This is a genomic window from Paenibacillus aceris, from assembly GCF_017874035.1.
GTDB lineage: Bacteria > Bacillota > Bacilli > Paenibacillales > NBRC-103111 > Paenibacillus_E > Paenibacillus_E aceris.
In genome coordinates this window covers 287,087-309,271 of record NZ_JAGGKV010000001.1, presented here as the reverse complement: position 1 = coordinate 309,271, position 22,185 = coordinate 287,087, and the positions used below count along the sequence as shown (strand labels likewise).

The window sequence follows — 22,185 nt, the reverse complement described above, 5'->3', positions numbered from 1 at the left end:
GGTACAATCTTGTGAAGGTCAAGGATTTGTTCGTTCTTATAGGTATTATCGGTATCGTATTAATGATGATTGTACCAATTCCAATCCCTTTGTTGGACTTTCTTTTAATTATTAATATTTCTATTGCATTAATGATTATCTTGGTTGCCATGAACACGCAAGAAGCGCTGCAATTCTCGATTTTTCCATCTTTGCTGCTGATCACAACTTTGTTTCGATTGGCCCTGAACGTGTCCACAACACGAAACATCTTGTCTCATGCAGAAGCAGGCGACGTGGTCAGAACTTTTGGTTCTTTCGTAGCTCAAGGTAATATCGTTGTGGGATTTGTCGTGTTTCTCATCCTAGTGTTAGTTCAATTCATCGTAATTACCAAAGGTTCTGAGCGCGTGGCCGAAGTTGCAGCTAGATTTACACTCGATGCGATGCCGGGGAAACAGATGAGTATCGATGCCGATTTAAATGCCGGCTTAATTAATGAAGTGCAAGCTCGGGAACGCAGGCAAAAGATTGAACGAGAAGCAGATTTCTATGGGGCTATGGATGGTGCGAGCAAATTCGTAAAAGGAGATGCGATTGCAGGTATTGTCATTCTTGTCATCAATCTAATTGGTGGTTTTATTATTGGGATGACAATGAAAGGCATGGATTTCTCGGAAGCCCTACAAACATTTTCAATCTTGACGATTGGGGATGGTCTCGTTTCGCAAATTCCAGCGCTCCTTATTTCAACAGCTGCTGGTATTATCGTGACAAGGGCCTCGTCAGAGGGGAACCTAGGGCATGATGTAACTAAACAACTGACCTCGCAGCCTAAGCTTTTGTATATCGTCGCAGGCACTTTAGTGATGTTAGGCATTTTCACACCGATTCACTGGTTTACTACGTTCCCCATTGCTGGATTACTGGTTTTCGCAGGTTACAAAATGCAAAAAAATTTGGAACGGGAAGCTATCAAGGAAGAACAATTGGTGGAAGAACAGCAAATCGAGGAAGTGCGCAGTCCAGAAAGCGTGATCTCGTTACTGCAAGTGGATCCCATCGAGTTTGAGTTTGGTTATGGTTTGATTCCTCTAGCAGATACACAGCAAGGCGGAGATTTGCTCGACCGAATTATTCTAATTCGTCGCCAATGTGCGCTTGAATTGGGAGTTGTCGTACCTGTGATCCGGATTCGCGACAATATTCAACTTCGTCCGAATGAGTATATCATCAAAATTAAAGGCAATACCGTAGCACGTGGCGAACTCCTCCTTAATCACTATCTGGCCATGAGCCCTGGGATTGATGATGACTCGATTGCAGGTATTGAAACCACAGAACCTGCATTTGGTTTGCCTGCTATATGGATTGATGAAGTGACCAAAGAGAGAGCGGAGTTATCAGGTTACACGGTTGTTGATCCTCCGTCTGTTGTTGCGACGCATTTAACGGAAGTTATTAAGAAACATACGCATGAGCTACTTGGACGTCAAGAAACGAAAGCTCTCATCGACAATGTACGAGAGGCATACCCAGCGCTTGTTGACGATCTTATACCATCCGTACTTTCGATTGGTGACGTTCAGAAGGTATTGGCTAAGCTTTTAAAAGAGAAAATATCTGTACGCGACCTAGTTACCATTCTTGAGACACTTGCCGATTACGGTGCTTATACGAAGGATCCGGAAATTTTGACGGAATATGTCAGACAATCGTTGTCCAGACAGATCACGCAGCAATATACTTCGCTAGGAGATTCTTTGAAAGTAATTACGGTAGGTCCATCCGTGGAGAAAAAAATTGCCGATTCTGTGCAGCAGTCCGATCAAGGCAGCTATCTAGCGCTTGATCCGTCATCATCGCAAATTATTTATCACCGCGTGAGTGAACAAGTTTCCAAATTGATTCAATCCGGTCAACAGCCTGTAATTTTGACATCGCCAACGATTCGGATGTATTTGAGACAACTTCTTGAAAGAACGCTGCAAGATATTCCTGTTTTATCGTACAGCGAATTAGAGCCTAGTGTAGAAATTCAGAGCATGGGGGTAGTCAATTTATGAGAGTAAAAAGATATGTTGTCGATTCCATGCCGGATGCGTTACAAAAGATTCGAACTGATTTAGGTAAGGATGCGGTTATTCTTAATACGAAAGAAATTCGCACAGGCGGCTTTCTTGGCATGTTTGGTAAGAAAAAAATTGAGGTTATTGCTGCGATTGATAACACGAACATAAATCCAACTCCAACGGTGCCAAAAGCAGCCCCTCAGTTTCAACCCCAGAAGCAGCCAATGCTGTCTCAAGTTCTAACTGCAAAGTCACAAGCGCATTTTTCTGATTTTCCGGAAGTCCCTGATGTACTGGCGCCTGTTTCGATAGTGAAAGAACCTGTCGCTGTAAAGTCCGGTCCTGAAGCGCAGCCAACTTACAGCCAACCGCAGCAGACATATACGCCAGCATCCGTCAATGCAGTAGGCAGGTACAACTATCAGAAGGATGAGCACCTCATCGAGGAACTAAAGCAGATGAAAGAGATGATGAGAAAGCTAACACAAGCGTCGGACGAGTTCACGCTTCCTGAGCCATTGCAAAAACTTGAGCAGCGCTTACTTGATCACGAGGTTGATCCTAAGCTGGTACGTCAATTTATGGATGAGACTGTTGCGGACTTTAAACTCGCTGATGAAACGGTTACGGATGAGAGTGCTGTTCAGCTGCTAAGAGCTAAGCTTGGGCAGATCTTTCATTCTGATCACAGCAAAAAAATCTCAGCTGAAACACGAGTGGTTCACTTTGTGGGTCCAACCGGAGTCGGTAAAACGACAACAATTGCGAAGTTGGCCGCGGAACAAGTGCTTAAGTATCAACGCAAGGTTGGTTTTATAACTTCGGACACTTATCGAATTGCAGCTATCGAACAATTAAAAACATATGCCACCATTTTAAACGTTCCGCTCGAAGTGGTGTTTTCACCACAAGACTTAGCGAAAGCATTTCAAAACTTAGAAGATTGTGACGTTATTTTCATGGATACTGCCGGGCGCAATTTCCGGAATGAAATGTATGTCTCAGAGCTGAATTCATTGCTTAAGACACAAGGTAGCAGCGAGACGATTCTTGTTCTTAGCTTAACTACGAAATATAGAGATATGAAAGCAATAACGAACAATTTTAACAAATTTAAATTGGATAAGGTCATTTTCACCAAGATGGATGAAACGGAATCTTACGGCGCTATTGTTAATATTGTTCACGAATTCTCTCTCCAGATTTCGTATGTGACCAATGGTCAAAATGTGCCTGATGACATTACGGAATTGAATGAGTGGCAGATCATTGATTTGTTATTGGAGGAACCTAGAACATGAAGGATCAAGCAGAAGGGTTACGGAACCTGGTTCAAATTCAGAATGATAAAGGCACAAAATCTACCAGGATTATCACCGTGACTAGCGGGAAGGGCGGCGTTGGCAAATCGAATGTTACGCTGAACTTTGCTTTAGCGCTTCAATCCCAAGGTTATAAGGTTCTTGTCTTTGATGCTGATATCGGGCTTGCTAATATTGATGTGCTCATGGGCGTGTCATCTAAATATAATTTGTACCACTTATTGAAAAAGGAAAAGACCATCTGGGAGATTATTCAGAAAGGCTCGAATAATTTGGATTTCATCGCAGGTGGCTCTGGTTTTAACGATTTGATTCGTTTAACAGAGGAAGAATTAGATTATTTTGCCGAGCAGGTTATGCAGCTCAACGGTTACGTGGATTTCATCATTTTCGACACAGGTGCCGGACTTTCTAAAGAAACAATGAAATTCATTCTTGCTGCTGAGGAAACGTTCGTTGTAACGACGCCTGAGCCGACTTCGATTACGGATGCTTATGCAATCATCAAAATGGTTAATTCCATGGGACATGATGTTTCCTTTAAATTAATCATTAACCGGGTAACGGATTGGAAAGAAGGCAAGCAGACTGCTGACAAAATAGCCTTAGTTGCGAATCAATTCCTAGGTATACAGATTCCTGCACTAGGTTTTGTAGAAGACGATTCATCGGTTTCCAAAGCAGTCAAAAAGCAAGTCCCTTTTACCATTGCTTTTCCTAACTCAGCGGCCGCCAAAAGTTTACAGTCACTTGTGGACGACTATATCAAAGGCTATCGAGTCATGGGTACACCTTCATCCGGTGTTAAGGGCTTTTTGAATAAAATGTTGAAACTCTTAAAATAGGATTTTCGCGAGTTATGTCGAATTAGCACATAAAGGGAGGGGAACAGCATGGCACTATATAACATACTAGTTGTAGACGACTCCGTCTTTATGCGAAGAATAATAAGCGATCTGATTTCAGAAAATCCTCAGTATAACATAATTGGTACGGCTAAAAACGGTCAAGAAGCCATTGAGCAAGTGAAGCTTCTACGACCGGACGCCGTCACAATGGACGTTGAGATGCCTATCATGAACGGTTTGGATGCACTGCAGCGCATTATGGCTGAGCAGCCAACCCCGGTAATCATGCTCAGTTCTTTAACCGAGGAAGGGGCATCTGAAACGATTAAAGCGCTTGAATGGGGTGCTGTCGACTTTATTCGAAAGCCATCGGGTTCCATTTCTTTGGACTTATATAAAGTAAAGCAGCTTCTTCATGAAAAGCTGCATATGGCTGTTCGAACCAAGTTGAGATCATTTCAGCCCATTCAAAAGCCAACTTTGCTAACGAAACCGAATCAACCGACGCTTCAGATGAATAAATCAAGTATATTGAGCCAATCGGATATGACGAAATCGGGAACTGAAGGCTCATCGTATTTTGAACATCTTGTCGCAATTGGTACTTCCACAGGAGGTCCAAGAGCATTGCATCAGGTGATCTCCAATATCCCTGCAGGTTTTCCTGCTCCGATCCTTATTGTTCAACACATGCCGCCTAATTTCACGAAATCATTAGCGCAGCGTTTGAATGATATCTCTCAGATCCAAGTTGTAGAAGCAGCGGAGGGGGATATGCTCAAAACGGCAACTGCTTATGTAGCGCCTGGAGGTTGGCATATGATTGTACATAAAGATATAAACAAAACTTACAAAATCAGATTGACTAAAGAAGATCCTCGTTCTGGTCACCGTCCCTCGGTGGATGTCATGTTTGAGTCCTTGCTTGGCCTGAGCGAATTAAAGAGGCACATTGTTCTTATGACGGGGATGGGGAGCGATGGCGCCAGAGGTATGCTTTCTTTAAGAAAATCAGGTGTACAGACAACCATTGCTGAGTCAGAAGAATCTTGTGTTGTTTATGGTATGCCAAGAGCTGCTGTTGAAATGCAGGCTGCCATGCATGTGCTTCCTCAGCAAAATATTGCTGCACGCTTAGCGCAATGTGTACTTCAATAATTGATCGAAAGATGCAAGCAAGTTACTTGAAAGATTCTATTGGAGGTGTATGGTTTTGGAACTTAGTCAATATTTATCCATGTTTATCGATGAGTCGAAAGAACACTTGCAATCTTTGAATGAGAACTTACTAAGTTTAGAAAGCAACCCTCAAGATATTAGCATTGTACATAATATTTTCCGTTCTGCTCATACGTTGAAGGGAATGTCTGCAACCATGGGGTTTGAGGACATCGCATCCTTGACGCATGAGATGGAAAACGTTCTGGATATGGTTCGTAATAGTAAAATTGAAATGAACTCTTTTATTTTTGACTGCATATTTAAAAGTTTGGATTCACTAGAATCGATGGTTGAAGACATTATCCAAGGTGGAACAGGAAAAGCTGACGTTTCCTCAATCGTCGCATCGCTTCGGTCCATTGTGACCGGCGAATACAAAATTGCTCAAGCTCCTGCAGTGACTGCAGTAAAGGAACCTGTTAAAGGTATTGAAGTTGATGAATTTCAATTCTCCATCCTACAACAGTCTATTGATGCAGGCTTCCTTGTTTTCTACATAGAAGTAAACGTGAATGAGAACTGTGTACTGAAAGCCGCGCGTGCTTATATGGTTTTCGATGCACTTGAAAGAATGGGCGAGATCATCAAAGCGACTCCGACCGTACAAGAGATCGAGCAAGAGAAATTCGATCGTTCCTTCTCGCTCTACTTTATTTCACAAGTTGATCAAGCTACGCTAGAAAAAGAGATTCTTAATGTTTCCGAGATCGAATCCGCGATAATTATTACGGTTGATTCTGAGTCATTGGAAGAGTTATCTCATCCTCAAAACGAAGTTGAGGCTGCTAGACAAGAAATCGCAGCTGCTGTTTCTGCTGTTGAAGTGCCAACTCCAGTCGTTGCTGCAGAAAGCGCACCAAAAGCAGTGGAACCTCCTGCTGCAACTAAGCCTACCGCTGGTGGAGCACCGGTGGCTAGCCGCACGATTCGTGTTGATATTGAGCGGCTGGACGCACTTATGAATCTTTTCAGTGAATTGCTGATTGACCGAGTACGTTTAGAACAGCTGGCTAGCGAAGTTAAGCGTAATGACTTAACGGAAACGGTTGAGCATATGTCCAGAGTCAGCAGCGATTTGCAAAATATTGTTTTGAAGCTTCGCATGGTGCCTGTGGATTCAGTTTTCAACCGTTTCCCACGGATGATTAGAGATTTGGCGAAATCACTCGATAAGAAAGTAGATTTAGTGATTACAGGCGCGGAAACCGAATTAGACCGCACGGTAATTGATGAAATTGGCGACCCGCTCGTCCATTTACTTCGAAATGCTGTGGATCATGGAATTGAATCGATCAGCGACCGTGTGGCTGCTGGTAAAAGTGAACATGGTACTATTCAACTTCGGGCCTTCCATAGCGGTAATCATGTATTTATTGAGATCGAAGAAGATGGCAGAGGAATTTATAGAGAAAAAGTATTGAAAACGGCTCTTAAAAATGGACTTGTCACAGCTGAGCAAGCTGCAAAGCTGAGTGACAAAGAAGTTTATAACTTACTGTTTGCTTCAGGCTTCAGTACTGCAGAGAAAATATCAGACATTTCTGGACGTGGTGTTGGTCTTGATGTAGTTAAAACGAAGATTCAAATGTTAGGCGGACATGTTCAAGTTGACTCAAAACCTGGCATCGGAAGCAAGTTCTCTGTTCAGCTGCCGCTAACGCTCTCAATTATTTCAGCTATGCTAGTGCGTCTTGGCAGCGAGAAATATGCGATTCCGTTATCCTCTATTGTAGAAACTTCAGCGATCCAGAAGAGCCAAATTCGCAACATCCATGGCAACAAAATGGTGGATTACCGCAAGTCCGTAATTCCGTTGGTCTCGTTGAGCACGCTATTCGAAGTGCCGGATTTCAACGAGGATCTTGAAGAAGAAACCGAAATTGTCGTCGTCCGTAAAGGGGACAAACAAGTTGCATTAATGGTGGATGAATTCATTGGCCAGCAAGAAATTGTACTTAAAACATTAGGCAAGTATTTAACAGGTCTTTTTGCCATCTCAGGTGCAACGATTCTTGGCGATGGACAAGTGGCATTGATTATTGATCCGAACGCACTAATTAAATAACTACATAATTCTAAGGAGGATATTGCAATGGGAGAAGAAAAAAAGGTAATCGTCTTCGCACTTGGAACGGAAGAGTATGGCGTGGAAGTCGAGAAAGTTAGAACGATTGAAAGAATGCAGCCGATGACGCGCGTTCCGAAAGCACCGGTATTTATTAAAGGCGTGATCAATCTTCGCGGCGTAGTGATTCCAATTATCGATCTTCGCTCACGCTTTGGACTGGAAGAGCAAGCTACTACGGATGCGACCCGCATCATCATCGTTTCTGCCGGCGAATTTGAAGTTGGGCTAATCGTTGATTCAGCAAATGATGTTATTGATCTGGATACGGACAGCATTGACAATCCACCAGAGATTGTTGGCGGCATTAGAGCGAAATACCTTGATGGAATTGCGCGCGTCGGTGAGCAAAGATTGCTTGTTTTGCTTAATTTAGAGCAGGTGTTGGACCGTAACGAAATTCAACAGTTAGAAAGACTAGAGGATTAGCTTGTGGACGTTTTTAATCAGTTGGCGGATTTTCAAATGGATGTTCTCAAAGAGGTTGGTAACATAGGCGCGGGGCATGCTGCTACTGCCCTATCTACTCTATTAGATAAACCGATTGATATGCTTGTACCTAAGGTAAGAATGCTTCCTTTTGAAGAAATTTGTGATAGTGTAGGCGGCGCTGAAACAGTTGTTCTCGCTATTTTCTTACGAGTAGAAGGAGACGCTCCTGGAAATATGTTTTTTATCCTGAATTTAGATGCCGCCAAGAATATGCTTCGGGATCTGATTGGGTTTGAAATTGAAGATCAAGAAGAGTACTCAGAGCTAGAGTTATCCGCCTTAAACGAAATTGGTAACATTCTTGCCGGTTCATATCTATCTTCTCTTGCTGATTTTACTAACTTGAACATGCAGCCGACTGTCCCAGCTTTGGCGATTGATATGGCAGGCGCCATATTAAGTTATGGGTTATTGCAATTTGGTCAAATGGGCGATCAAGCGCTCCTCATAGATACCAAATTTTTGGAAGGGGATAATGAAGTACAAGGACATTTCTTCCTAATTCCTGATCCGGAATCGTTCGGCAAAATATTTTCGGCATTAGGAGTAGATTCTTCATGACGCAGGATAATTTGATTAAAGTTGGCATGGCTGATCTGAATGTTGCTCACCTTACAGGTGTGTTGAAGACGACGGGCTTGGGATCATGCGTTGGTGTCACTCTATTTGATAGCCGTGTTAAAGTAGCTGGTATGGCGCACGTCATGCTCCCTTCCTCTGAGATTGCCCGTGAAGGATCCTTGAACATTGCCAAATACGCGGACACCGCAATTCCTGAGCTAATCTCCCGAATGGAGAAACTAGGAGCAGTCGTTAGCAGACTTGAGGCCAAGCTAGCCGGAGGGGCACAAATGTTTGCCTTTGCTGGAAATAATGATACGATGAGGATTGGCCCTAGAAATGTTGAATCCTGTAAGGAAATGTTGAATAAATATAAAATTCCAATTCGCGCAGAGGATACAGGAGCTAATTACGGTCGAACAATAGAGTTTAATAGCAAAACCGGAATTCTGGTTATTCGAAGCGTGCAATTAGGAGTGAAGGAAATTTAATGATGATCGGAACCATTCGAATTAATGTCATTGTAGCAGGGTTGGCGTGTATATTTACTTTTGGCTTATCGATTGGCAATAATTTATTTCTAACTTCCTGTCTCAAAAGTATATACAGCTTTCTCATTTTATTTGTTCTAACCTTTGGTTTTCGATGGGTGCTAGGTCTAATGATTGGGGCTGAACATGCGGCAGCTCGAACCCAACATGAGAATATGGCTTCAGATTCATCCGTTGGTCAAACATTAGATATGATGACACCGGTCGAAGATGAAGAAACACGTGAGTTATTGAAGATAAATTTGGGGAATAACAATGCGGCGGCAGCAGCCGAGATGCAATTTTCACCACTGAATCCACCTAAGCTAGTCACCAAGAATAATCTGGACCCTGAACAACTGGCGGGTGCCTTACGGCGAATGTCTGAAGACTAAGGATGGTGATACGTAGATCATGATCGAACAAAAGCAATCGCAACTAGCGAATTATGACTTATGGATACAGTGGAAGGAACATGGCTGGATTCCCGCTAAACAGGCACTGATTGAGACTTACTTGCCTTTAGTCGATTATGTTTCCGGCCGTCTTGCCATTGGACTACCCAAAAGTGTCTCGAAAGAGGACCTGTCCAGCTATGGCGTGATGGGTCTTATTGATGCCGTAGAGAAATTTGATCACGTCCGAGGTCTGCAATTCGAAACTTATGCATCATGGCGTATCCGCGGCTCTATCATCGATGGCTTAAGACAAGGGGATTGGGTTCCACGATCCGTAAGAGAAAAGGCGAAAAAGGTTGAAGACGCTTATCAAAAGCTTGAACAACAATTTTTGCGTTCCGTTACGGATACCGAAATCAGCGAGTACTTGCAAGTTAGCGAGCAGGATTTTCAACAAATGCTTCAGGATATTTCCATTACCACGGTATGCTCAATTGATGATCCGATTCGGGAAGAAGATTCGGAAACACGGCTCTCTTTACTTGTTGATGAAAAAGCTAAAAACCCTGAATTTCAAGTGAATGAGTTTTTTTTGAAAGATTCGCTGGCAAAAGCGATTGAGCGCTTAACGGAGAAAGAACGAATTGTGGTATCACTGTTTTATTTTGAGGAATTGTCTCTAAGTGAAATAGCAGAGGTCATGAGTTTATCGCCTTCACGCATCTCGCAATTACACTCCAAAGCGATTCTTCGCCTCAAAGGTGTACTAGGTCGATTTAAGAATCAGTTATTTCAAGATACATAACATAAATTCGCTAAAGTTGAAGGGTGGAATTCCATGCTTGAGAGGAACATGCCTTTAGATTTTTACATCAGTATTTCCATCTCGGATGATAAATTGTCTGCATATTTGTTAATTACCAATGTTGATGACAGCTTTAAAATAACCGCAGCTCAATTAGAAGAATTAGCTCAGAAAAATCGTATCGTTCATGGCTTAAATCGGCAATTGCTTGCTCAAATTGCAGCTAATCCGAAATCTTTTTATCATCAAAAGCTGCTTATCGCTGAAGGTACCAAGGCGGAGCCAGGTGTAAACGGCTATATTACATATATTTTTGACTTTGATGAGAATGACAAAAAACCTCTTGAGCTGGATGACGGCAGGGTGAATTATAAAGAAGTGATTTCCCTTCATAATGTAAAAAAGGGCCAATTGATCGGTCAGCGGTTTATGGCTACCGAAGGCACTCCTGGTCGTGCAGTAACCGGTGAGACGATTTTTACAAAAGCAGGGAAAGAAACGCGTTTCAAAATAGGCAAGAATGTGATTGCAGACGCTGAGCAAATGGGGCTTTACTCATTGATTGACGGGATGGTTGTAAGAACAGACCGTGACAAAATTAACGTGTTTCCTGTTTATGAAGTGAATGGAGATGTAGATTATAATATCGGAAATATCGATTTTATTGGCACAGTTGTTGTTCGTGGAAATGTGTTGCCTGGATTTAAAATTCGTGCTGCCGGTGATATTCGTGTGACTGGCGGCGTTGAAGCGGCAGAACTTGAAGCAGATGGCTCAATTGAGATTAATGCTGGCATCGTAGGTCAGAATAAAGCTCACATTAAAGCCGGTAAAAATGTGAAGAGCTCCTTTATTCAGGATGCTACGGTTGATGTCGCTGGAGAATTAAAAGTATCACAGAGCATTATGCATTCTACGATTCGAGCTGGCAAAGCCGTAAATTGTAATGGGGCTAAAGGACTCATTGTAGGTGGAACTATACAAGCTGGGGAGCGTGTGACTGCGCGCACGATAGGGAACTCCATGTCAACCACAACCGTCGTTGAAGTTGGTGTTCTGCCGGAACTGCGTAATGAAATGATTCATTTGCGAGGTCAGCTGAGAGTCTATATGGAAAATATGGACAAAACAGATAAGGCGCTAACGTTATTAGATTCATTAGCTGCTTCGGGACATCTTACCCCAGATAAAGTAGCGATGCGCATCAAGTTGAATCATACGAAAAAGCAATCAATCGAAGAGCAAAATACGATCAAGGAACGCATCTTTGAAATTGAAAAATCATTAGAAGACTCTGAAAAGGCTAAGGTCGAGGTCTTGTCTACCATTTACGGGGGTACCAAAATCGTTATTGGCCGATATACAAAATTTATCAAAGATCCAACAAGCCGGATGACTTTCCGGTTAAGCGAAGGCGATATTTCGATGAGTACGAATGTGTGAGTGAAGGAGAGGTAAGCGATGAGTTTGAAAGCCATCGATTTACAGTTCGCTGTTCACAAGAATGATGAGGCTGGGATTCGGCAAAATCAACTGATGCAGAAACCGCGTCAGGATGAAACCATCTTAGAAAATCAAGCGTCTCAATCAACAGAAAAGGATCGGCACCGCAGCAGTAAGCTCGAAGAGAGCATACGTGCCGAAATTAAAGATCATAACGGTCAGAAGCAACAGATGACGAAGAAGAAGTCCAAAAATAAAAGATTATCACTATCAGACTCTACTGAACCCGATCATCAGCCGTTTCACCCATACAAAGGGCATCATATTGATCTATCTTTATAATGCGTTATTTCATTTATAGAAAAAGGTGAATGTAGGTGGCTATGCAGCCGTGGATGTATGTCGTGCTTTTAGGCTTGGTCATGATAGTCTATGCGCGATTCCTGCCAAAGGAACAAGGAGCAGCCTCCGGGACGATGAATGTCGTCCAGGAGATTGAGGAAACGATTGAACACTTCGCCGCTGAGATGGATGAGCAGAATCAATCGCTGTTGAATTTGTTTTCGAAGACTAAACAAGATTATGAAGTTGAGCTTGCCAAGCTTGCGGGAAGACTTGAAACCTTGGAAAAGCAAAAACATGAGCTTTCTCAAGAGTTAACGAAAGTGCATGTGAAAGAGCAAGAGGATCCTGCTTCTGTTTCTTCTATTTATCAAGTGTCAGGTCAACAAGTTGCCGCGGCTGCGTCCTCTTCACTGGGCATTGGTACGTTGGTCGAACCTGTCGCAGAACAAGAGCCAATTTATACGGGCTTAAGCATGAAAAGCAGGTATGCCGAGCTTTTTTCTTTGCATGATCAGGGAAAAGGTGTTGAGGCTATCGCCAAGAAATTAGGAATGAATAAAGGTGAGGTTAGCTTGATCCTTCAGCTTTCCCGACAGGAGGAGCGGCCCCGTGCTTAAAAACCGTTCGTATGTGTTAGGTATTGGAACAGGCATTATTGTTGGGGCATTACTGCTGCAAATTATGTTAGTCCGGGCAAGCGCACCTGGTCAATCCAGATTAGCTCTGGATGAAATGGATCCTAAGAAATTGAAAGAGGAAGCCGCAAAGTATTATCAAGTGTTCGATATAAACACTAAAATGTATACGCAAGCTGAATTAGATACGACTGTTCAAAAAAAGGTGCAAGAAGAAACAGACAAGTTGGCCGCTGCTAAGTCACAAGAGCCGACTAAAGTTGAAACCGTCCATAGAACGGTTATTTATGTTCAGCCAAATCTTGACGCGACAGCTGTTGCAGAGCTGCTCGTGAAATCCGGGTTGATTACCGATCGCAAGGCGTTCGCATCCGAGCTTGTGAAGCAGGGCGGTAACACCAAATTACAAGTTGGCTTTCATGTTTTTGAAGGTCAAATGGATATGGAGAAAGTCGTCACCAATTTAATAACTTCGCAGTAAATAGGCGCTCAAATGGATCTTATTTTGAGGTCTATTTTATTTTTTCTTCTTATCTAGGCGTACATTTGTAGGGCTAAATGACTATCTCGACAAAAGGTTGCATAGGCATTTGAGTTGTGGTATATTTATTCACGGTGTTAAAAACTCACGCCAGTCAATTTGTATAATGGTGCTTACATTGGTAAGTTTTATACAAAGATGCGACAGGCGGCGGATACCAAATAAACCATTTTAGAGGAGGGATTGGGGATGGCAGTTATCTCCATGAAACAGCTTTTAGAAGCTGGCGTACATTTCGGTCACCAAACACGTCGTTGGAACCCGAAAATGGACAAGTACATTTTCACAGAAAGAAACGGAATTTACATTATCGATCTACAAAAAACGGTTAAAAAAGTTGAGGAAGCATACAACTTTGTTAAATCCGTATCGGAAGATAATGGTACAATCCTTTTCGTTGGAACAAAAAAACAAGCACAAGATTCCGTTGCTGAAGAAGCAGAGCGTTGCGGAATGTACTTCATCAACCAACGTTGGTTGGGTGGTACACTTACTAACTTCCAAACAATTCAAAAACGTATTGACCGTTTGAAAACCCTTGAAAGATGGGAAGAAGACGGTACATTCGAAGTTCTTCCTAAGAAAGAAGTTATTATTCTCCGTAAAGAGAAAGAACGTCTTGAGAAATTCTTGGGCGGAATCAAAAACATGAAATCTTTGCCTAGCGCACTTTTCATTATCGATCCACGTAAAGAGCGTATTGCTGTTGCAGAAGCTCGCAAATTGGGTATCCCAATCGTTGGTATCGTTGATACTAACTGTGATCCAGACGAGATCGACTACGTGATCCCTGGTAACGATGATGCTATTCGTGCCGTTAAATTGCTTACAGCGAAAATTGCTGATGCAGTTATCGAAGCACACCAAGGCGAACAAACAACAGCTTAATTTATAGGAACGTGAAAAGGGTGGTTGGAAGGTGTAACAGCCTGTCACCACCCTTTTTTTAAAGCAAGGGCGTTACATATTAAACGACAAACGGGAGGTTTCTTTCAATGGCAGTTACAGCAGCACAAGTGAAAGAATTACGTGAAAAAACAGGCGCAGGAATGTTAGATTGCAAAAAAGCGCTTGAAGAAGCAAATGGTGATATCACAAAAGCTGGTGAATTGCTTCGCGAGAAAGGTCTTTCCGCGGCAGCTAACAAAGCGGGTCGTATCGCAACTGAAGGCGCAGTAGAATCTTACATTCACGCTGGAGGTAAAGTTGGTGTTCTTGTTGAGATCAACTGTGAAACTGACTTCGTAGGTAAAACAGAGCAATTCAGAACTTTCTGTAAAGATATCGCTATGCACATCGCAGCGGCAAACCCAACTTATGTTCGTCGTGAAGAAGTGCCAACAGAAGCTTTGGAGAAAGAAAAAGAAATTCTTCGCAACCAAGCTCTTAACGAAGGCAAACCAGAGAAAATCATTGAAAAAATGGTTGAAGGACGTATCGGTAAATACTACGAAGAGTTCTGCTTGATGGAGCAACAATTCGTTAAAGATCCAGACAAAACAATCGACCAATTGTTGAATGAGAAAATCGCTGCAATCGGCGAGAACATCTCCATTCGCCGTTTCGTACGTTTTGGTCTTGGTGAAGGCCTTGAGAAAAAACAAGAGAACTTTGCAGAAGAAGTTATGTCACAAGTTAAACTATAATAGCTATTTCAAAAAGATGGAACACTTGGTGTTCCTTCTTTTTTAGCCAATAAGTTTGTTCATGCATGGAAACGGAGGTTATACAAGTTGGGTCAACCTTTTTATAAAAGAATAGTGCTCAAATTGAGCGGCGAAGCTCTGGCAGGACAGCAAGGGTATGGCATTGATTCAGAAGTCATTACCTCTATCGCCCAACAAGTGAAAGACGTTGTGGAATTAAATGTGGAAGTCGCTATCGTTGTAGGTGGCGGTAACATTTGGCGCGGAATTGCCGGCAGTGAGAAGGGCATGGATCGTGCGACAGCGGACTATATGGGAATGCTTGCAACTGTTATGAATTCATTGGCTCTACAGGATGCATTGGAAAATATCGATGTGCCTACAAGAGTACAGTCCTCCATTACGATGCAGCAAGTGGCTGAACCTTATATTCGTAGAAAAGCAATTCGTCACCTGGAAAAGGCGAGAGTTGTCATTTTCGCAGCAGGTACAGGGAATCCATACTTCTCCACGGATACAACTGCGGCTTTAAGAGCTGCTGAAATTGAAGCGGAAGTTATTCTCATGGCCAAAAATAAAGTGGACGGCGTCTACTCTGCAGATCCATTCAAAGATCCGACAGCTAAGAAATTTGAAACGTTGACCTATATGGAAGTCATCAGCAACAATTTAGGTGTCATGGACTCCACCGCTTCTTCCCTATGTATGGATAACAACATCCCGTTGGTGGTGTTCAACATTACAGAAAAAGGGAATATTAAACGAGTGGTCCTTGGCGAGAAAATTGGGACTACAGTTAAAGGGAGTGTCTAATCGATGCCACAGGCAGTGAAAAAGAACGCAGAAGACCGTATGGATAAAGCCATCGGCGCACTTAAAAGAGACTTGACTACGCTTCGTGCAGGTCGTGCTACGCCTTCTTTATTGGATCGTATTCAAGTGGAATATTACGGAGCAATGACACCGGTGAATCAGCTTGCGAATTTAACAACGCCTGATTCACGTACTTTGCTTATTCAACCATGGGACAAAAGCTCCATGTCCTCAATAGAGAAAGCAATTATGAAGTCTGACTTGGGACTGACACCATCCAATGATGGAACCGTTATTCGTATAGTCATTCCAGCTCTAACCGAAGAGCGTCGTACTGATCTCGTTAAAATGACGAAAAAGTTCGGCGAAGAAGCCAAAGTGGCGATTCGCAATATTCGCCGCGATGCTAACGATGAGATCAAAAAGCTTGAAAAAGCAGGGATCTCTGAAGATGAGTCTCGTAAACATCAGGAAGACATCCAGAAGTTTACGGATAAATTCGTAGCTGAAGTTGAAAAAGTTTTGGCTGCTAAAGAAAAAGAAATCATGGAAGTATAAGATAGATATGCCCCCGGGTAGTCGCTGGGGGTTTTTCATCTTTCCCTAGTTGGGAGGAACAACAGTGCTCAAGCGATTAAAGATGTTGTTTGGAATGAAGGATCAACCAACTTCTGGAGTCAGTCCGGAAATTGAATTAGACAAAGTGCCTGCGCATGTCGCTATCATCATGGACGGGAATGGCCGTTGGGCTAAACAAAGAGGTTTACCTCGTGTAGCTGGGCATCATTCCGGTATGAAGAACGTAAAGAAAATTACGATGGCAGCTAATGAGATCGGTGTTAAAGTTTTGACGATGTATGCTTTTTCTACGGAAAATTGGAAAAGACCCAAGGAAGAAGTCGAGTTTTTGATGAAGCTTCCGCAAGAGTTTTTTCCTTTGGAAATTGAAGAGCTTATCGAGAATAATGTCCGCATTCGAATGACGGGTTGGAAAGAAGGCCTGCCTGACTATACGTTAAATGCGATTGAGGGTGCCATCGAACGGACCAAAAATAATACAGGACTCATTCTGAACTTTGCCTTAAATTATGGTGGACGTAAGGAAATGATTGCTGGTGTGCAGGATATGATTCGAGATGTTCAAAGCGGCAAACTGCAGACCGAGGATTTGGATGAAACCCGTTTTTCATCGTACTTGCTTACTTCTGATCTGCCAGATCCTGATTTATTAATTCGTACGAGTGGCGAGTTGAGACTGAGCAACTTTTTGCTTTGGCAATTAGCTTATTCAGAGCTATGGTTTACTGAAGCTTATTGGCCGGAATTCACGGAATCTTTATTTTTGCAGGCCATCTCTGAATATCAGCGCCGCGGGAGAAGGTACGGAGGACTGTAAGTATTCCTTCTGCTTTCTCGAACGGTGATGGAACGAATTGCTGCAGGATTTGAAGTTGTACATCTAGGAGGATTCAACTTGAAACAAAGGATCGTCACAGGGGTCATTGCTGGGCTTGTTTTTATTACGTTATTAGTATTAGGCGGTTATTGGTACGCAGGTTTAATCGTATTGCTCTCGATTCTTGGTTACAGAGAATATCTTCAAATGAACGGCTACACGAAGTATAAATTAACAAGCTTTGTTGGACTAGTTGCACTATTGTACATTACGGTACCTTGGGAATTTATCGGGATAACACCTCTTATATCTACAAGTGCAATCATTTGGTTAGCTATGTTCGTACTTCTATTTATAACGGTAGCTTCGAAAAATAAAATTACAATTGACCAAGTTTCGGTCATTTTGTTAGGCGTTGTATACATTGCATTTGGTTTCTATTATATGATTGCTGCACGTTTAGCAGATCACGGCTTGTTCTGGACAATCCTAGTATTTGTTTGTATATGGGCTTCGGATTCAGGTGCTTATTTCGTAGGCTCCAAGCTTGGCAAACATCCGCTTTGGCCGCAAATTAGCCCTAAGAAATCAATTGAAGGAGCTATTGGCGGCGTTGTTATCTCAATGTTCGCAGCACTTGTATTCGCTTGGTGTGCTCCGGATTTGTTAGGAATTGGGAAAGCATTGGCGCTCGGTTTCATTATCGCTGTTGTCGGACAAGTTGGCGACTTGATTCAGTCTGCATACAAACGTGTTAAAGGTATCAAAGATACGGGAACATTACTGCCCGGTCATGGCGGTGTTTTGGATCGGATGGATAGTTGGTTAATTGTGTTTCCATTTATTTATTTGATCGGAATTCTTCCCATGTAATTGCCGCAGGCGAGGTGGAAAATAATGAAACGGATTGCTATCTTAGGGTCAACGGGGTCTATTGGTACACAAACCTTAGATATCGTTCAACATGCCCCGGAGAAATTTCAAGTTGAAGCTTTATCTGGCGGGTATAATACAAAGTTATTAATCGAACAAATTAAACAGTTTAATCCGAAACTCGTATCAGTTGCTACGAAGGAGTTGGCTGACGAGGTTCTTAAGAACGTATCGTCAGCTACGAAGGTTTTATATGGCCAAGAAGGGCTGGTTGAGGTTGCAGCTGCAACAGAAGCTGATTTAGTTGTAACTGCCTTGGTAGGCAGTCAAGGACTAAAGCCTACACTTGCAGCAATCGAAGCTGGTAAGCACATCGGTCTGGCGAATAAAGAAACACTGGTTAGTGCGGGACACATCGTAACGGATGCTATTCGCAAAAGAGGCGTCTCTTTACTGCCGATCGATAGCGAGCATTCAGCCATTTTTCAATGCCTCAACGGTGAAAACGCTTCGCAAGTTTCGAAAATTACGTTAACGGCATCAGGCGGTTCCTTCCGTGACCGCTCACGGGAAGAGTTGGAAGGAGTAACGGTTGAACAAGCTTTGCAGCATCCGAATTGGTCGATGGGAGCTAAGATTACAATCGATTCAGCGACGATGGTGAACAAAGGGCTTGAGGTCATCGAGGCTCATTGGCTGTTCAATCTTTCTTATGATCAAATTGATGTCCTGATTCATCCGGAAAGTGTGATTCATTCCTATGTTGAATTTGTTGACAACAGCATTATTGCTCAGTTAGGCAACCCGGATATGCGTGTCCCAATCCAATATGCTTTAACGTATCCTGACCGGTATTCGACTCCGACGAAGCGGCTTGATTTGGCTTCCATTGGTAAGCTGCATTTCAGAGAGATGGATTATAATCGGTATCCGTGTTTGCGAATGGCTTTTGAGAGCGGCAAACAAGGCGGAACAACGCCGACGGTATATAATGCTGCCAATGAAATAGCAGTTGCTCGTTTTCTCAAAGGTGAAATTACGTTTCTACAAATTGAGCAAGTGATAGAATCCGTTTTATTGAAGCACCAGTCCTTCTCCAATCCTGAGCTGGAAGTCATTCATGAACAGGATTTATGGGCGAGATCTTTTGCGGAGTCTATTCGATTTTAACATGTTGAGAGCTTAAGTCAGCGAGAGTGGCTCGGCTCTTTTTTTCTCTGGTTACAGGTACGTCTAATTCAATCTCCCAGCCCGTATACTGTGCTAAACGGACACAGCTTGTATTCAGCGGTTCAATAATGGTAATCTAAGAACATGCTGTCCATGAAGGAGGAAATACGACTTGTCAGCCATAGAAGTTGGATTGAAGGTTATTTTGTTGTTTTTCATTCTTGTCTCGATTCATGAATGGGGTCATTTTTACTTTGCAAAACGCGCAGGCATCTTGGTTAGAGAATTTGCCATCGGTTTTGGACCTAAGATTTTCTCATATAAAAAAGGGGAAACTCGCTATACGCTTCGCTTACTGCCCATCGGTGGTTTTGTTCGGATGGCTGGCGAAGATCCGGAAATTGTTCAAGTAAATCCTGGACAAACCGTTGCCATTAAATTAAACAAACAAAATGAAGTAGCCTCTCTTTTTCTCGATCAATTAGACCGTCGTTCCAATGTGATATTGGGTGTCGTGGAACAAATCGATTTAGAAAAAACGCTTCAAGTATCTCTTGATGTAGACGGAGAGAGAGTGACTTATCCCATTAATCGTGAAGCGATGATGGTAACTAAAGGAACCGAGACACAAATTGCGCCTTATGATCGGCAATTCGGTTCCAAAACGGTAGGACAACGAGCTCTCGCTATTGTGATGGGGCCTGTAATGAATTTCATTCTAGCCATAGTGTTGTTTCTGATCGTTGTGATTATGTCTGGCGTTTTAACGAATGTTAAGCTGGATTCCGTACTTGCCGGTAAGGCAGGAGAGAAGGCGGGTCTACATAAAGGGGATATCATCATTTCGATTGATAATCAGCCGATTGGCGATGATCGTGAGAAGCTGGTGAACACCATTCAATCATCTGCTGGCAAACCTATGACGTGGGTTGTTGATCGCGCGGGGAATCCGCTGACGCTTCAAGTAACACCAGAGATGGAAGCTGGCTCCGGTAAGTTGGGGGTTGTGATTTCAGGGGATCGTCGAAGCGCTTCTTTTGGTGAAGTGATAAGCGGTACTTACGAACAAGTTGTTGGAACAACAATCGGAATCATAACGGGACTACAAAAGCTCGTCACGCTTCAATTTAAACTGGATGATTTAGGCGGACCCGTAAGAACAGCTCAAGTATCTGCCCAATTTGCCCAAATGGGAATAACAGTTTTTCTCTCTTGGATGGCTACATTGAGCTTATATCTTGGGATATTTAACCTCCTGCCGATTCCAGCGTTGGATGGTAGCCGACTTTTATTCATGGGGCTGGAAGCGCTCCGCGGCAAACCGATTGACCCGAACCGGGAGAGTATGGTTCATTTCGTTGGGTTTGCACTGCTCATGCTGCTCATGGTGGCAGTAACTTATAATGATATTTTGCGTCTAATAAAGGGATAGTTCTAATGATCTAGGAGGGTATATGTCAAACGATAAGCAGTTTGTTAAAGAAATTACGCCACAGGGAGAAGATTTCTCCCGTTGGTACATAGATGTGATCAAAAAAGCGGATCTTATGAGCTATTCTCCGGTTCGCGGTTGTATTGTGTTCAAGCCGGACGGCTATGAAATTTGGGAAAACATTCAACGCGAGCTGGACAGCAAATTCAAAGAAACGGGTCACCGAAATGCTTATTTCCCTCTATTTATCCCAGAAAGCTTTTTCCAAAAAGAAAAAGAGCACGTAGAGGGCTTTAATCCAGAACTGCCTTGGGTTACAGAAGCAGGCGGAGAAAAGCTGGAAGAACGTTTGGCGATTCGTCCAACCTCCGAAACCATGATTGGGCATATGTACTCCGAGTGGATTAACTCCTACCGTGATCTGCCGCTGTTGATTAACCAATGGGCGAATGTTGTTCGCTGGGAGAAGCGCACGTTGCCTTTCCTTCGTACGACTGAGTTCTTATGGCAAGAAGGTCATACGGCTCATGAGGATGAAGAGGATGCACGCCGTGAAACGATGCAAATGTTAGACGTTTATCGTCAATTTGCGGAAGACTTCTTGGCTATCCCTGTTATCGTTGGGCAAAAAACGCCTTCCGAGAAATTTGCTGGAGCGATTGACACCTTCTCGATTGAGGCAATGATGAAGGATGGCAAAGCTGTGCAAGCGGGAACTTCTCACTATTTGGGGACAAACTTTGCAGTGGCTTTCGATATCAAATTCTTGGATCGCGAGAACCAGCATCAGTTTGCACACACGACATCATGGGGCGTAAGCACTCGTTTGATTGGTGCCCTCATCATGGTTCATGGCGATGACCGCGGATTGGTTCTGCCACCTAAAGTGGCTCCGACACAAGTGATTATGATTCCAATTGGCCCTCCAAAAACGCGTGACCAAGTCATTGCGAAAGTAGACGAGTTGTATGCGGAGCTTAAGAAAGCCGGTATCCGTGTGAAAGTGGACGATCGTGCAGACCAAAGCCCTGGCTGGAAATTTAATGAATATGAGATGCGCGGCGTGCCGATCCGGGTTGAATTAGGGCCTCGTGACATGGAAAATGGACAAGTTGTTCTGGTTTCTCGCGTAAGCGGCGAAAAGAAAACAGTCCAACAATCGAATTTTGTCGAAGAAGTTCAAAATTTACTTGCTGAGATCCATCAGCAGATGTATGATAAAGCAAAGCAGTTCCGAGATGAGCATTATATTGCCGTGGATACCATTGATGAATTCAAAACCTTCCTGGAGACAAAACGCGGTTTTGCTTTAGCCGGATGGTGCGGTTCTAATGCTTGTGAAGAGCAAGTGAAGCAAGAAACAGGTGCGACAAGCCGGAATATTCCTTTCACACCTACCGAAACGAAATCAACATGTCTGGTTTGCGGCGATGCTGCTAAACATACGGTCGTTTTTGGCCGCAGCTATTAATCACAATCAAAAGGGCAAATGGAGGCAAGTATTCCATTGCCCTTCGTATTTTTATGGGGAGGCTGTT

General features: G+C 43.1%; 23 protein-coding genes and 1 pseudogene. All 24 read left to right on the top strand.

What is annotated here, in order from left to right:
- Positions 1 to 11: 11 nt before the first annotated feature.
- The 24 genes and pseudogenes from flhA to proS all read left to right on the top strand — a co-directional run bounded on the left by flhA (position 12) and on the right by proS (position 22,118).
- On the top strand, positions 12 to 2,045 hold the full coding sequence (gene flhA / locus J2Z65_RS01405; protein ID WP_167056208.1) for a flagellar biosynthesis protein FlhA: 2,034 nt from the start codon (positions 12 to 14) through the stop codon (positions 2,043 to 2,045).
- Entirely contained in the window at positions 2,042 to 3,352 is a 1,311-nt protein-coding gene (gene flhF / locus J2Z65_RS01400; protein WP_209855679.1) for a flagellar biosynthesis GTPase FlhF, read from the top strand. The genes flhA and flhF overlap by 4 nt, the downstream gene beginning before the upstream one ends.
- Positions 3,349 to 4,218: a MinD/ParA family protein gene (locus J2Z65_RS01395; protein WP_209855676.1), complete on the top strand. Its 870-nt coding sequence runs from the start codon at positions 3,349 to 3,351 to the stop codon at positions 4,216 to 4,218. Before flhF ends, J2Z65_RS01395 begins: the two co-directional genes overlap by 4 nt.
- A gap of 48 nt (positions 4,219 to 4,266) precedes the next feature.
- Positions 4,267 to 5,379 (top strand): protein-glutamate methylesterase/protein-glutamine glutaminase, encoded by a 1,113-nt coding sequence (locus J2Z65_RS01390; protein ID WP_167056220.1) that lies wholly within the window; start codon positions 4,267 to 4,269, stop codon positions 5,377 to 5,379.
- 55 nt (positions 5,380 to 5,434) lie between these two features.
- Complete coding sequence (locus J2Z65_RS01385; RefSeq protein WP_167056223.1) at positions 5,435 to 7,507, top strand: chemotaxis protein CheA; 2,073 nt, start codon at positions 5,435 to 5,437, stop codon at positions 7,505 to 7,507.
- A gap of 27 nt (positions 7,508 to 7,534) precedes the next feature.
- The gene (locus tag J2Z65_RS01380) at positions 7,535 to 7,996 is read left to right on the top strand and encodes a chemotaxis protein CheW (RefSeq protein WP_167056226.1); all 462 of its coding nucleotides are present in this window, start codon (positions 7,535 to 7,537) and stop codon (positions 7,994 to 7,996) included.
- A gap of 36 nt (positions 7,997 to 8,032) precedes the next feature.
- Positions 8,033 to 8,620 carry a chemotaxis protein CheC gene (locus tag J2Z65_RS01375; RefSeq protein ID WP_193580877.1) on the top strand — a complete coding sequence of 196 codons (588 nt, stop codon included), beginning with the start codon at positions 8,033 to 8,035 and terminating at the stop codon, positions 8,618 to 8,620.
- A complete protein-coding gene (locus tag J2Z65_RS01370; protein ID WP_167056232.1) occupies positions 8,617 to 9,111 on the top strand; it encodes a chemotaxis protein CheD in 495 nt (164 codons plus the stop codon). The genes J2Z65_RS01375 and J2Z65_RS01370 overlap by 4 nt, the downstream gene beginning before the upstream one ends.
- Positions 9,111 to 9,545, top strand: a complete 435-nt coding sequence (locus J2Z65_RS01365) for a hypothetical protein (RefSeq protein WP_167056239.1) — start codon at positions 9,111 to 9,113, stop codon at positions 9,543 to 9,545. The genes J2Z65_RS01370 and J2Z65_RS01365 overlap by 1 nt, the downstream gene beginning before the upstream one ends.
- Before the next feature lie 19 nt (positions 9,546 to 9,564).
- Positions 9,565 to 10,353, top strand: coding sequence for a FliA/WhiG family RNA polymerase sigma factor (locus tag J2Z65_RS01360; RefSeq protein ID WP_209855673.1), 789 nt, complete (start codon positions 9,565 to 9,567; stop codon positions 10,351 to 10,353).
- A 33-nt stretch (positions 10,354 to 10,386) separates the two neighbouring features.
- Complete coding sequence (locus J2Z65_RS01355; RefSeq protein ID WP_209855670.1) at positions 10,387 to 11,796, top strand: flagellar assembly protein A; 1,410 nt, start codon at positions 10,387 to 10,389, stop codon at positions 11,794 to 11,796.
- 18 nt (positions 11,797 to 11,814) lie between these two features.
- A complete protein-coding gene (locus J2Z65_RS01350) occupies positions 11,815 to 12,138 on the top strand; it encodes a hypothetical protein (RefSeq protein ID WP_167056242.1) in 324 nt (107 codons plus the stop codon).
- A gap of 35 nt (positions 12,139 to 12,173) precedes the next feature.
- Entirely contained in the window at positions 12,174 to 12,758 is a 585-nt protein-coding gene (locus J2Z65_RS01345) for a hypothetical protein (RefSeq protein ID WP_167056244.1), read from the top strand.
- On the top strand, positions 12,751 to 13,257 hold the full coding sequence (locus tag J2Z65_RS01340) for an endolytic transglycosylase MltG (RefSeq protein ID WP_167056247.1): 507 nt from the start codon (positions 12,751 to 12,753) through the stop codon (positions 13,255 to 13,257). Before J2Z65_RS01345 ends, J2Z65_RS01340 begins: the two co-directional genes overlap by 8 nt.
- A 249-nt stretch (positions 13,258 to 13,506) precedes the next feature.
- Positions 13,507 to 14,205, top strand: a complete 699-nt coding sequence (gene rpsB / locus J2Z65_RS01335; protein WP_127451023.1) for a 30S ribosomal protein S2 — start codon at positions 13,507 to 13,509, stop codon at positions 14,203 to 14,205.
- Positions 14,206 to 14,312: 107 nt separating this feature from the next.
- Positions 14,313 to 14,963, top strand: a complete 651-nt coding sequence (gene tsf / locus J2Z65_RS01330) for a translation elongation factor Ts (RefSeq protein ID WP_167056250.1) — start codon at positions 14,313 to 14,315, stop codon at positions 14,961 to 14,963.
- A pseudogene (locus J2Z65_RS36035) lies at positions 14,926 to 15,009 on the top strand (hypothetical protein); the annotation flags it as partial. The gene tsf and the pseudogene J2Z65_RS36035, both read left to right, overlap by 38 nt.
- Positions 15,010 to 15,050: 41 nt before the next feature.
- Complete coding sequence (gene pyrH / locus J2Z65_RS01325) at positions 15,051 to 15,776, top strand: UMP kinase (RefSeq protein WP_127451020.1); 726 nt, start codon at positions 15,051 to 15,053, stop codon at positions 15,774 to 15,776.
- Positions 15,777 to 15,779: 3 nt separating this feature from the next.
- Positions 15,780 to 16,334, top strand: a complete 555-nt coding sequence (gene frr / locus J2Z65_RS01320; RefSeq protein ID WP_127451018.1) for a ribosome recycling factor — start codon at positions 15,780 to 15,782, stop codon at positions 16,332 to 16,334.
- 94 nt (positions 16,335 to 16,428) lie between these two features.
- Complete coding sequence (locus tag J2Z65_RS01315; RefSeq protein WP_244999136.1) at positions 16,429 to 17,172, top strand: undecaprenyl pyrophosphate synthase; 744 nt, start codon at positions 16,429 to 16,431, stop codon at positions 17,170 to 17,172.
- A 78-nt stretch (positions 17,173 to 17,250) separates the two neighbouring features.
- Entirely contained in the window at positions 17,251 to 18,045 is a 795-nt protein-coding gene (locus J2Z65_RS01310; RefSeq protein ID WP_167056254.1) for a phosphatidate cytidylyltransferase, read from the top strand.
- A 24-nt stretch (positions 18,046 to 18,069) separates the two neighbouring features.
- Positions 18,070 to 19,215: a 1-deoxy-D-xylulose-5-phosphate reductoisomerase gene (locus J2Z65_RS01305; protein ID WP_209855667.1), complete on the top strand. Its 1,146-nt coding sequence runs from the start codon at positions 18,070 to 18,072 to the stop codon at positions 19,213 to 19,215.
- 172 nt (positions 19,216 to 19,387) lie between these two features.
- Positions 19,388 to 20,647, top strand: a complete 1,260-nt coding sequence (gene rseP / locus J2Z65_RS01300; protein WP_209855664.1) for an RIP metalloprotease RseP — start codon at positions 19,388 to 19,390, stop codon at positions 20,645 to 20,647.
- Positions 20,648 to 20,669: 22 nt separating this feature from the next.
- Complete coding sequence (proS, locus tag J2Z65_RS01295) at positions 20,670 to 22,118, top strand: proline--tRNA ligase (protein ID WP_167056257.1); 1,449 nt, start codon at positions 20,670 to 20,672, stop codon at positions 22,116 to 22,118.
- Positions 22,119 to 22,185: the final 67 nt, after the last annotated feature.